This window comes from Sphingosinicella sp., assembly GCF_013911755.1.
Lineage (GTDB): Bacteria > Pseudomonadota > Alphaproteobacteria > Sphingomonadales > Sphingomonadaceae > Sphingosinicella.
Map to the genome: position 1 here is coordinate 41,294 of NZ_JACESP010000009.1, position 11,868 is coordinate 53,161.

General features: G+C 64.6%; 9 protein-coding genes. 6 read left to right on the forward strand and 3 right to left on the reverse strand.

Annotated elements, in window-relative coordinates; genetic code table 11:
* Window positions 1-11 precede the first annotated feature (11 nt).
* A complete protein-coding gene (locus H2052_RS08205) occupies window positions 12-1,205 on the forward strand; it encodes a carbohydrate porin (protein WP_293780013.1) in 1,194 nt (397 codons plus the stop codon).
* A 45-nt stretch (window positions 1,206-1,250) separates the two neighbouring features.
* Here H2052_RS08205 and H2052_RS08210 read toward each other — a convergent pair whose 3' ends face one another.
* Window positions 1,251-4,004 (reverse strand): TonB-dependent receptor, encoded by a 2,754-nt coding sequence (locus H2052_RS08210; RefSeq protein WP_293780015.1) that lies wholly within the window; start codon window positions 4,002-4,004, stop codon window positions 1,251-1,253.
* Between the two features lie 215 nt (window positions 4,005-4,219).
* Window positions 4,220-4,900, reverse strand: coding sequence for a GntR family transcriptional regulator (locus tag H2052_RS08215; RefSeq protein WP_293780017.1), 681 nt, complete (start codon window positions 4,898-4,900; stop codon window positions 4,220-4,222).
* A 183-nt stretch (window positions 4,901-5,083) separates the two neighbouring features.
* Between H2052_RS08215 and H2052_RS08220 the strand changes: the two genes are divergently transcribed.
* Window positions 5,084-6,862: a DEAD/DEAH box helicase gene (locus H2052_RS08220; protein ID WP_293780019.1), complete on the forward strand. Its 1,779-nt coding sequence runs from the start codon at window positions 5,084-5,086 to the stop codon at window positions 6,860-6,862.
* Complete coding sequence (locus tag H2052_RS08225) at window positions 6,859-7,311, forward strand: YaiI/YqxD family protein (protein ID WP_293780021.1); 453 nt, start codon at window positions 6,859-6,861, stop codon at window positions 7,309-7,311. Before H2052_RS08220 ends, H2052_RS08225 begins: the two co-directional genes overlap by 4 nt.
* A 19-nt stretch (window positions 7,312-7,330) precedes the next feature.
* Here H2052_RS08225 and H2052_RS08230 read toward each other — a convergent pair whose 3' ends face one another.
* Entirely contained in the window at window positions 7,331-8,005 is a 675-nt protein-coding gene (locus tag H2052_RS08230; RefSeq protein ID WP_293780023.1) for a M24 family metallopeptidase, read from the reverse strand.
* Window positions 8,006-8,270: 265 nt separating this feature from the next.
* Here H2052_RS08230 and H2052_RS08235 point away from each other — a divergent pair, with 265 nt between their 5' ends.
* From H2052_RS08235 to H2052_RS08245, 3 genes are read left to right on the forward strand one after another with little or no spacing between them, the layout of a single operon-like run.
* On the forward strand, window positions 8,271-9,419 hold the full coding sequence (locus H2052_RS08235; protein WP_293780025.1) for a serine hydrolase: 1,149 nt from the start codon (window positions 8,271-8,273) through the stop codon (window positions 9,417-9,419).
* A gap of 28 nt (window positions 9,420-9,447) precedes the next feature.
* Window positions 9,448-10,818 carry a peptide MFS transporter gene (locus H2052_RS08240; protein WP_293780027.1) on the forward strand — a complete coding sequence of 457 codons (1,371 nt, stop codon included), beginning with the start codon at window positions 9,448-9,450 and terminating at the stop codon, window positions 10,816-10,818.
* A 19-nt stretch (window positions 10,819-10,837) separates the two neighbouring features.
* Window positions 10,838-11,785: a hypothetical protein gene (locus tag H2052_RS08245; protein WP_293780029.1), complete on the forward strand. Its 948-nt coding sequence runs from the start codon at window positions 10,838-10,840 to the stop codon at window positions 11,783-11,785.
* The last annotated feature ends 83 nt before the right edge of the window (window positions 11,786-11,868 follow it).

Here is an 11,868-nt window from a genome sequence, read left to right on the forward strand (position 1 = left end):
GGGAGGGTTTTATGCGTTTTCGTGCGCTCGCGAGTGTTGCAGTCTTTGTTTCATTCCCCGCATTGGCCTCGGAAGGTCATCTTCCACACGGTCACACGCATAGCCGGGGGGAAATCGACGAGAGCCATGCGCCGCTGCTGCTCCAGGCGACCTACACGGGCGAGGTGATGTCGAATGTGTCCGGCGGCATCAAGCGCGGCAGTCGCTATCTCGATAATCTCGACATCGTCGCCGAAGCCGATCTCGAAGCGATCGCCGGGTGGAAGGGCGCGAGCGCCCACGTCTATGGCCTCTACAACAACGGCAAGTCGTTCAGCGAGCTTGCCGGCGATGCGCAAACGGCGAGCAACATCGAAACCGGCGTGCAGGCGTTCCGGCTCTACGAAGCGTGGATCGAGCAGAAATTCGTGGGCGGATCGCTGAAGGTCGGCCTCTACGATCTCAATTCGGAGTTCGACGCGCTTGATGCCTCCGGCCTCTTCGTCAGCAGCCCGCACGGCATTGGTACGGATTTCGCCCAGACGGGTGAAAACGGTCCGTCGATCTTCCCCTCGACGTCGCTGGCCGCGCGGGTTTCCATTGAACCTGCCGAAGGCTGGGTGGTGCGCGCAGCCGTGCTCGACGGGGTTCCGGGCGATCCCGATCGGCCGAAGCGCACGGCGGTGAAACTGGGCGACGGCGACGGCGCGCTTCTCGTCGCCGAGATCGAGGCGCCGCTGCCGCACGGCCGGCTTCTGCTTGGCGGCTGGAGCTACACGGCGCGGTTCGACGACCACACGGGAAACAGCGAGCGCGGCAATGACGGTCTCTATGTACGCGGCGAGACCGCATTGTTCGAGGAATCAGGCGATCCGGCGCAGGGCCTTGCCGCCTTCGCCCGCCTCGGCATCGCCGACGGACGCTTCAACACTTTCGGCAAATTCGCCAGTGCCGGCCTCAACTACACGGGGCCGTTCAAGGGCCGCGACGAGGATCAGCTCGGGTTCGCGGTTGCCGCAGCTTTCACCGGGGGCGCGTATAAACGTGTGGTTCCGGCGGATAACGCCGAGGTCGCTTTCGAGCTGACCTATCGCGCGCCTGTCGCATCGTGGCTGTCTCTCCAGCCGAGCGCGCACTACATCATCAATCCCGGCGCCGACCCGACCGTGCGCAATGCGCTCGCCTTCGGCCTGCGGGCAGAAATTTCGTTCAATATTCTGGGCTGAAGCTGAAGCCCGGCCCGCGCAGAACGCGGGCCGGGCCAGCCATGATTAGAACCGCGCGCGAACGCCGACGTAAACTTTACGCCCGATGACATCGTAGATCGACGCGTTGGTCGCCGAGTTCGAGATGAAGTCGATTGGCGCAACCGGCGGCGTCCGATCGAACAGATTGTCGACACCGGCGTAGATCTCGCTGCTCGAACCGAACAGGTTTTCGAGTTTGTACTTCACCGACATGTCGACGTAGACCACGGCACCGATGTTGTTGTCTTTCTTCGAAAGGTCCTCGGGGCCGAAGGTGACGTCGTAGACACCGCCGTCGATATAGCGTGCCTGCACGAAGGCGCCCCAGCGTTCGGCGTCATAGTTGGCCGAAAGCGTCGCCTTGAAATCGGGCATTCCGCCGCCATTGCGTCCGCCGAGTTCGCCGGCAACATCGAGCGGCGTGCCGCCCGAAGGCGCGATCTTCTTGTGAATAAGATAGCTCGCCACCGCGCCGAGACCCAGCGTTCCATTGCCAAGGTCGGTCGCGTACCGCGCCTCGAAATCGAGACCACGCAGCTTGTATGTACCGAGGTTCAGGTTCTGCTGGCGGACCTCTTCGAGTTCATCGTCGGGCCCGAAGGTGATGAACTCGCACATTTCCGCCTCGCCGGCATAGCAGCGGTTCACAATATCCTGAGCGTTGAGCGAACCGATCGCACCCTTGAGATTGATATCCCAGAAATCAAGCGAGGCGCGGAAGCTGCCGAGCGTCAGGACCGCACCGATCGTCTTCGTGGTCGCCCGCTCCTCAGTGAGGTCGGGGTTGCCCGAAAGCGGAACGCGAACCAGCGACGTCCCCGTGCTGTCCGGATCGAACGGATTGGCGAGATTCGCGAACAGGAGCACGGTTTCGACGAAGGTCTCGCCAATGCTCGGCGCGCGGATGTCGCGAGAGATCGTGCCGCGGAAACGCAGGAAGTCCGTCGGCTCGAAGGTGAGACCGGCCTTCCACGTGACGACATCGCCAACCGTGGAATAATGCGTATAGCGCGCCGCACCGTTGAAATCGAGGCGCTGGTCGCCGCCGATCAGCGGAATGGCAACCTCGGCGAAGCCTTCGGTCACGTCATACTTGCCCTTGAGCGGCTGCGCGTTGACGATGAGGAATTCCTCGTTGTCATTGGGCGCGTTCACCGTGCGGTTCAGCTTCTGCGTACGATGCTCTGCGCCGACCGTGGCGAGAATCGGACCGGCCCAGCCTTCGAACACTTCGCCGCCGATTTCGGCCGCAAAGACCGACTGCTTGATGCGCGTCTTCGAGATACCGGTTTCGGTAATGTAATCGATCGCGCCCTGGCTCGGCGAACCCTTGCCGAACAGGTTGATCGGTACGCAGGCTGAATCGTTGTTGAGCGGGTCCGCATCCGCGTTGACGCGGCAAACGATATCGTCACCGACCGCGACCGCATCGGCCGCCTTGACAAGGTTGCCGACGAGCAGGTTGTTGTACTGCTTGTTGCTGAAATCGGTCTGACCGTACTGGGCAGAAACTTCCCAGTTCCAGTTCGATCCGAACTCACCCTTGAAGCCGCCGACAAAACGCATGCTTTCGGTGAGCGACGCCGACGTGATCGGATCGAATTCCTCGAACGTGCGGAACAGCACGACCGGATCGCCGAGCGCGGCGACATCTGCAGGCAGATAGGGATTGTCGGGCGTGATCACCACATCGCCGAAGGTGAAGGCATTCACCAGCGCGCCGCGCGACTTCGAACGTGCGAAGCTCGCCTCGCCGAAGACCTGCACGCCGTCCGAAACTTCATAGTTCACGGCCGCGAGCACGTTGAAACGCTCGGTAGGAACGACCAGTGCCGTCTGATCCGCGAGACGCGAGCCGCTTCCCCCGATCATCAGATTGCCGCCGATGTCGCCGAGGATGCGCGTGCGCGCAATGCCATCCGGGAAGAACTCGAGGTTGTCGGTCGCGAAGCCCAACGGAAGCGTTACGCCGTTCGGGCTGCCGAGGAACAGAACGGCGTTATCGCGGAACACGTACTCCGGAATACCGTCGTTCGAACCCGTGTCGTCCGGATTGGAGACGATCGCCGGGCTGCGGCGCTGCCACTTGCGCGCGGACGCCTTCGGGATGCCCTTGTTGTCGTCGTAATCGGCGGCCAGCAGAATGTGGCCCCGACCTTCGTCGAAGGCATTGCCCCAAGCGGCCGACAGGCGCAGGTTTTCGGCATCGCCGCGATCGGCAAGCCCGTACTGCGCGTTCAGCTTCAGCTCGTCGAGCCGCTCGTTATAAACGAGGTTGATGACGCCCGAGATCGCATCCGAACCGTATGCCGCAGAAGCACCACCAGTAACGACGTCGACGCGCTCGATCGCGAGCGACGGCACGACGTTGAGGTCGACGTTCTCGAATTCATCGAACGGCGTCGAGCGACGGCCATTGACGAGCACGAGGTTGCGATTGGGGCCGAGCCCGCGCAGGTCGACCACGTTCACGCCGTTCTGACGGCTGTTGAGGTTCGTGGACGCGGGCGTCAGCGTGCCCGTGAAGGCAGGAATTTCGTTGAGGACGTTGGCGACGTTCGTCGTGCCGCGCTGGTCGATGAGTTCGGTGCCGATGGCCTGGACCGGGGTCGGCGCCTCGAAGTTGCCCTTGATGCGCGTGCCGGTGACCGTAATGATCTCGGACTCGGCGGCTTCATCCGCCTGCGCGGCATCGCCGGCCGTCTGCGCCAGTGCCGGAGCCGCCACGGCCCACAGCGCCACACCAGCCAAGCTCTTGAATTTGGACCTGAATATCATCTGGATTTCCCCTTTGACCGCTCTCGGTTCCACCGAGTTTTTCAGCGCAAGGAAATTGATAACGTATTCCTGATTGGAAATAAAGCAGCCTTATTGGAGATTTTTCTAAAATTAAGGCTGCCATATTCCGCTGAAGGACACTTGGCGGCGATCGTTTCGCGTCCGCGAAGGCGCGCAGCTTGAAACCTGCGCCCCGTGCAGGCGGGAAATCGCCCTCAGAGGCTCAGGCTGTGCGCGTTCAGCTTGCCGTGCGTGAAGATCGCGTGGAGGACCCGGTCCTCGCAGGACGAGATCATCATCAGCGTATGCCTGCGGATTTCGTCGGTCTGGTTGTTCTTCACCAGCTCCAGCAGGCTTTTGTGCTGCTCCCACGGGTAAGGCATGGACTTGGTGAGCTTGATGTAGATCCAGTAGATCCGCATCGTCGTTTCCTCGAGCTGCCGGACCCAGCTGATCAGCAGCTGAAACTGCGTCTGCTGCGCGATATAGAGGTTGAAGTTCCGGTTCGCCTTCAGAATCCGCAGCGCGTCCTCATCGGTCTCGATCGGGCCTTCGTGGAAGATCGCGTCGTTGCGCCGCTTGAACTCCGCCTCCTCGATCTGGGGCGAGATCATCGAGAGGATGCTCGGCTCCATCATTTTGCGGATCGTGAAGTTCTCCTTCACGTCGCGCAGCGTGAGCGGCGCGATCCGCGTGATCCGCGGCGAGTTCGAGACCATGAACTGCTGCGCGGTCATCTGCTCCATGGCGTTGCGCGCCGCCGTGCGGCTGATGCCGAACATGCGCGTGAGGATATTCTCGGAAACCTTCTGGCCTGGCGCGAGGCGCTGCGTGACGATCGCATCCATGATCCGGTCGAACACGAGCGAGTCGGTCTCCGTCTGCTGATCTGCCATTTTCGTCCTGAATCGGGTCTCCACGGTTGCCCGAGTGGTACAGCCGGAAGGGATCAAGTCAAACAGGCGCCCTGCCGGTTCGTCTCTTGCGTCATCGCCGCGACACGCCTATCGCGTGACGAAAGCGGGCGATTGCGCCTTGCCGCCGCCGACATGTGTCGCGGAACGCACAAGCAAGAGAACATGACTTTCAAGAACATTCCCGCGTTTCTATCCGAAGCGCTCCAGACGCGCGGCTACGCCGAGCCCACCCCCGTGCAGGCCGCCGTGCTGGAAACCGAGGCGCAGGGGCGCGATCTGATCGTTTCCGCCCAAACGGGCTCCGGCAAGACGGTGGCTTTCGGCCTCGCCATCGCAGCCGAATTGCTCGATGAAAAGAGCGTGGCACGGCCCGCCGAGGCCCCACTCGCGCTCGTTATCGCGCCCACGCGCGAGCTGGCGCTCCAGGTCAGCCGCGAATTGTCCTGGCTCTACGACGGCACCGGCGCGCGGGTCGCGACGTGCGTGGGCGGCATGAACCCCTCGCTCGAGCGGCGGGCGCTTGCGCGCGGCGCGCAGATCGTCGTGGGCACGCCCGGCCGCCTGCGCGACCATCTGGAGCGCGGTGCGCTGGACCTCCGCGCGCTCGCCGCAGTCATCCTGGACGAAGCCGACGAGATGCTCGACATGGGCTTCCGCGAGGATCTGGAAGAGCTTCTCGACGCCACGCCGCAGGAACGGCGCACATTGTTGTTTTCGGCAACCATGCCAAAGCCGATCGTCGCACTGGCGCGCCGCTATCAGCGCGATGCGCTGCGCATTTCGACGGTTGAGGAAAATCGCGGGCATGGCGACATCAGCTATCAGGCCGTCGCCATCGCGCCGTCCGACATCGAACACGCCGTCGTCAATCTGCTGCGCTTTCACGAGGCGGAGACGGCCATATTGTTCTGCGCGACGCGCGACAATGTGCGGCATCTGCACGCAAGCCTGACCGAGCGCGGCTTCACGGCGGTGGCGCTTTCCGGCGAGCATAGCCAGAATGAGCGAAATCAGGCGCTTCAGGCACTCCGCGACCGGCGCGCGCGTGTCTGTGTCGCAACCGATGTCGCCGCGCGCGGTATCGACCTGCCCGGCCTGTCGCTCGTCATCCATGTCGAGATACCGCGCGATGCCGAAGCTTTGCAGCATCGATCGGGGCGCACGGGCCGCGCCGGCAAGAAAGGCACTGCGATCCTGGTGGTGCCGTATCCGCGGCGCCGGCGCGTGGAATCCATGCTGCGCGGCGCGCGCATCGCGGCGGACTGGATCGCGCCCCCCACGGCCGACGAAATTCGCAGCGCCGATAGCGAAAGGCTGCTTGCCCGGCTGCTCGCACCGACCGAGGTCGCTGAGGAAGACCGCGCACTCGCCAGCCGGCTACTGGCGGAACGCAGCCCGGAAGAGATCGCCGCCGCGCTGGTGCATATCCATCGCGCCGCGCTGCCCGAGCCGGAGGAACTGATCGCGGAGAACGGCACGCCCGGCCCGCGTGCGCCGCGCGACGGCTTCGAAGGTAGCGCGTGGTTCCGGCTGAACGTGGGCCGCAGGCAGAACGCCGATCCGCGCTGGATTCTGCCCCTGCTCTGCCGCCGAGGCCATGTCAGCCGCAGCGATATCGGCGCGATCCGCATTACGGCGAACGAAACCTTGTTCGAAGTTCAGCAAGCCGCCGCCGCCCGCTTCCTCAATATGGTCCGGTCCACGGCAAGCGAGAGCGACGACGATGTCGAAATCGTGCCCATCGAAGGGCAGCCGCGCGAAGCAGCGCGGGACAACCGCCGCAATGCGGACAATGCCGGGGCGGGGCCATCGCGTCCGCATCGCCCGAAGCCTTCGTATGGTGCCGGTGCGCGGGGCGCCGATCGGGGCGCCGATGCGCGCGGTGCCCGGCATCCCGGTCGCAAGCCGGGCGGCAACAAGAAGCCGGGCCGCCCGCGGTGACGCAGATTCTCGTCGATGCCGATGCCTGCCCGGTGAAGGACGAGATATACAAGGTCGCCTTCCGCCACGCAGTGCCGGTGACGATCGTGAGCAACAGCCCGATCCGCACCCCCGCGCATGGACTGATCAGCCGGGTCGTCGTTAGCGACGGCTTCGACGCGGCCGACGACTGGATCGCCGAACGCGCGGGCCGGGCCACGGTCTGCATCACGGCCGATATCCTGCTCGCCGACCGCTGCGTAAAGGCGGGCGCGATCGTCATCGGGCCAAATGGCAAGCCCTTCACCGCCAATTCCATCGGGAGTGCGGTTGCCACGCGGGCGATCATGGCCGACCTGCGCGCCAACGGCGACGCGATCGGCGGCCCGCCCCCGTTCACCAAGGCCGACCGCTCACGCTTCCTCTCGGCGCTGGACGAAGCGATCGTCCGCCTCCTGCGACAGGCCTGAAGACGGGGCCTTACGCCGCTCAATCCGTCAGCAACAGATCTTCATAGAAGGCGCTGAACGGCCGATCCGGATGACGGATCTGGATTTCGAGAACCCAGAGCCCGGGCGAGGGCGCGAACGGCGCTTCGGCAAGTGATCCCTTGTGCAGCACGGCGTGCGGAAAGTCCGCGAGCCGGTGCCCCGACATGTCGAGATTGAGTTCCCAGCCCATCGCCCGCGCCTCGGCGGCGGCGAAATCGTAAAGGTCCATGCCCGAAAGCCCGTCGGTGAGCCACTTCGCACGGGCCCGGCCGAAGAGGTCACGCACGTCGCGCTGCGCGCCCAGCATTTCCGGATCATTGCCGACAACGAACGTATCACCGCCATCGCCTTCCCACTTCTGCCAGACGGGGCCGATGTCGATGAAGAAGATGTCATTATCCCGCAGCGCCACGCCAGGCTCGGACGGCTGGCCGAAATTCTTGAGCGTGTTGGCCCCGAAGCGGACGTGGAGCCCATGCCATCCGCGCAGCATTTCCGCCGCGCGGAGCTGATCCTTCGCCATCGCGACGGCGTCTTCCTCGAGCATTCCGGGATGGATGGCTGCCGCGATATCATTGATGACCTTCCGGGTGCGTTCGCGCACATGCAGGAACATGGCCCTGTCGAAGTTGGCACCGACCGCTTCTGCCTTCATCTTTTCATCTACACGCACGTCGCACCCTTTCCTGTTGATGCGCCCAAGCGCGTTTTAATGACGTTGCCTCCCTGTACCACGCCGCGACAAGCCCATTTTTGAGCAAGGCGCGGTGCCGTTGACGCACCGGCGCGTGGAGCGCGCTGGTGATTGGCGCACACCGGCCATTGCTCCCTTCGCACCTCAGTGATGCGCCCGCATCCTGCATAACCGCTCGAACGACGCGGGAGGAACGATGCCGCCGACAAGGGAGCCGGAATTGCAGCACGCCGAAAACAGGGACATGCCCCACGCTGTTAATGCTCCGCCCGCTGCACTGATGGTTGATGTCTACGCGGGGCAGTTGATGCCCGACGAGCAGGTGCGGATTTTCGGGCAGACCGAGCGTGCCTTCGCCACGCGTACGGTCCGCAGCGGTGCGCCTGTGCGTGCCCTCGGCGCCGCTGCGGCGGCAGGACTTCCCGATTTTCCCATTCGCGCCAATGGCACGACCTACGACCTCTACGACTACATGTCGCGCAACCGTGTCGCGGGGCTGCTCGTCATGCAGGACGATGCGCTCGTCCACGAGCAATATGAGCTCGGCATCACCGCCGCGACGCGCTGGCTTTCGATGTCGATGGCGAAATCGGTCAGCACCACGCTTGTCGGCGCGGCGATCCGGGACGGTCACATCGCTTCGGTCGAGGATCCGCTGACCCGCTACCTGCCAGAGCTTTCCGGCAGCGGCTACGACGGCGTTTCCATCCGCGAACTGATGCTGATGACCTCGGGCGTCCGCTGGGACGACACGCATACAGACCCGGCTTCGGAGCGGCGGCACATGCTGGACCTGCAGATCGGGCAGCAGCCGGGCGCGATCATGCGCTACATGGCGAGCCTGCCGCGCGCGCACGCGCCGGGCTCGCTCTGGAACTACAGCACCGGCGAAACGCACGTCGTCGGCGCGCTGGTGCGCGCTGCGACGGGCAAGTGGCTTGCAGACTATCTTTCGGAACGAATCTGGTCGCGCATCGGCACCGAAGCCGATGCCGAATGGTGGCTGGAAGCGCCGGGCGGCCTCGAGGTCGCGGGCAGCGGTCTTTGCGCGACGCTTCGCGACTATGCGCGTTTCGGCCGGTTCATCCTTGAAGGCGGAGTCATAGATGGCGATCCGGTCCTCCCCGAAGGCTGGACGGTGGAAGCCACCCGCCCGCGCGAGGTCGGCGGCCAGCGGCTCGACTACGGATACATGTGGTGGCCGGTTCCGGCACGCGACGGCACGTTTGCCGATGGTGCCTTTTCAGCACGCGGCATCTTTGGCCAATATATCTATCTGAACCCGGCGCGCCGCATCCAGATCGTGGTCCTGAGCGCGCGGTCGAAACCGAAAGGGGCCGAAGCCATCCTCGACAATGATTTCTTCAATTCGGTTGTCGAGGCTATTGGTTGATGATGATCGGCGGAGGCAAGACCACACGATGACCACCGCCGTCGACGCACCCTGCCTGGCTTCCGAGCAACCCCGCGAAATCTGGGGCCAGCCGCGCGGACTTGCCTACATCGCCTTCACCGAAGCGTGGGAGCGCTTCTCCTTCTACGGAATGCAGGCGCTGCTCGTGCTCTACATGGCAGGCCACTTGCTGCACCCCGGCAATATCGAGGCCGTGTGGGGCTTCGCCGGCTTCCGCAACGCGATCGAAGCCATCACCGGACCGCTCTCGGTACAGGCGCTCGCCTCGCAGATCTTTGGCCTGTACGTCGGCCTCATCTATTTCACGCCGGTGCTCGGTGGCCTCCTCGGAGACCGCGTGACGGGCCGCAAGCGCGCTGTGCTCGCGGGCGCGGGTCTTATGGCGATCGGCCACTTCCTCATGGCCTTCGAGGCTGCATTCCTTCCCGCACTCGGTTCGCTGATCCTCGGCGCAGGCCTGCTCAAGGGCAACCTCGCCGCGCAGGTCGGCGATCTCTACGCAAAGAACGACAGCCGCCGCGACGGCGCCTTCACGATCTATTGCACCGCGATCAACGTCGGCGCGACGATCGCGCCGCTCATCTGCGGCACGCTCGGCGAGCTTTTCGGCTGGCATTACGGCTTTGGCGCGGCCGGTATCGGAATGCTGGTCGGCATCGTCATCTACCTCGCGGGCTCTCGCTATCTCCCGCCCGAGAACGCCGCCATCGAACGCGGTGACAAGCCGAAGCTCGAACCCGGCGACGGCCGCGTCATCATCGCGCTCCTCGTCGTGCTTTCGATCACCGCGCTTTACTGGACCGCGCAGGCGCAGGTGTGGAACACCTATCCGCTGTGGCTGCGCGATCACGTCGGCCGCGACATCCTGGGCTGGACCGTGCCCGTCACCTGGTTCCAGTCGCTCGATTCGCTTGCCGTTCTGCTGCTCGCGCCGGTGATGGTCGTCGCGTGGCGGAGACAGGCGAAGCGCGGCACGGAGCCTGCCGAGCTATCGAAAATCGCCATCGGCTGCTGCGCGTTCGGCATCGCCTGCCTGCTGCTCAGCCTCGGCGAATTCGCCGCCGGCAGCGGCAAGGTCTCCCTGTTCTGGCCGGTGATCTTCCACTTCCTGTGCGCCGTCGGCTACCTCTACATCGCCCCCATCGCGCTTGCGCTCGTGTCGCGCGATGCGCCCGCCGCGGTGAACGCGATGATGGTCGGCGCCTATTATCTCGGCATTTTTATCGGGGGCATCGTCAGCGGCTGGCTCGGCCGTTTCTACGAGCCGGTCGGCCCGCTGGGCTTCTGGATGATCCATGCCGCCGTCGTGGCAAGCGGCGCGCTGTTCGTTCTGCTGCTGCGGACATGGCTGGTCCGCGCGCTCCGTTCGCGAGCGTAAGGACCGGGAGGGATTGCGAATGAAAATCATGCTGGCCGCCATCGGCCTGTTTGCCGGCACGGCCTGCCCCGCGCTCGGCGCAACGCTCGTCGCCTGTCCGGCAGCTGCGAAGGGCTGCACCTTCGCGGGCGACGGCGCGATACAGGCCGCGATCGACAGGGCCGTCGACGGCGACACCGTCCTCGTGCGCGCGGGCGTCTACACGCCGCGCGCCTATCGGGATCTGCCGTACAAGGAAATCATCGTTCGCGCGTTCATCGCCGTCGATGGCAAACGCCTCACAATCGCAGGCGAGAAAGGCGCGATCCTCGACGGCAGCGCGGGCCTGCCGACGACGGCCATCGGCCTCAGAAACGCCGACGTGACGATCAGCGGCCTCGATATCACCGGCTTCCGCTTCGATATCGAGGAAGATGACATCTATGAAGGCCACGGCATCTTCGCGGTGGACAGCCGCGCGCGCATCTCGGGCGTCACCATCCGCCGCTACCAGAAAATGGGCCTCACCGGGCGCGGCGCCACGATCCTCGACGTGCGGGATCTTCAGGTGCTCGACGGCCATATCGCGACATGGCTCTACGAGGGCGCATACTTGCGGCTCGACGGAGCCGTGTTCCGCAACAACGATTCCTCGGCGGTCGCCGCCTACAACGACAGCACCGCCCATCTCACGCGCATCGCGGTCGACCAAAGCGCCGACGACGGCCTCTACGCCGAAGACGACGCTGCGATCTCTGTTTCGGACTCGCTCATCCTGGGGAGCAAGCCCATCGCGCTCAACGCAACGGGAAAAAGCCGCATCGTCGGCCGCAACCTCGCGCTCCACGGCAACGCCGCCGACACGAGCGCGACAGGTGTGATGCTCGAAGGCGTCATCGCGGGCGATCCGCGCGTTGATGCCAACTACCGCCCGCTTCCAGGCTCGCCCATCGCGGGCAAGGGCATCGGCCCGGCCGCATTCCGCTGAACCTCGCGCCGCGTTGGTGCAGCACATGCACCACCCCTCGCCCGTTTGTCGCCTTGGCCCTTCCGGCGGCCGACTGAATGATC

Excerpts from the sequence above, each read along its gene's own strand:
- H2052_RS08220 (WP_293780019.1), top strand. The coding sequence starts at position 5,084 with ATGACTTTCAAGAACATTCCCGCGTTTCTATCCGAAGCGCTCCAGACG.
- H2052_RS08210 (WP_293780015.1), bottom strand. The coding sequence starts at position 4,004 with ATGATATTCAGGTCCAAATTCAAGAGCTTGGCTGGTGTGGCGCTGTGG.
- H2052_RS08205 (WP_293780013.1), top strand. The coding sequence starts at position 12 with ATGCGTTTTCGTGCGCTCGCGAGTGTTGCAGTCTTTGTTTCATTCCCC.
- H2052_RS08240 (WP_293780027.1), top strand. The coding sequence starts at position 9,448 with ATGACCACCGCCGTCGACGCACCCTGCCTGGCTTCCGAGCAACCCCGC.
- H2052_RS08215 (WP_293780017.1), bottom strand. The coding sequence starts at position 4,900 with ATGGCAGATCAGCAGACGGAGACCGACTCGCTCGTGTTCGACCGGATC.
- H2052_RS08235 (WP_293780025.1), top strand. The coding sequence starts at position 8,271 with ATGCCCCACGCTGTTAATGCTCCGCCCGCTGCACTGATGGTTGATGTC.
- H2052_RS08245 (WP_293780029.1), top strand. The coding sequence starts at position 10,838 with ATGAAAATCATGCTGGCCGCCATCGGCCTGTTTGCCGGCACGGCCTGC.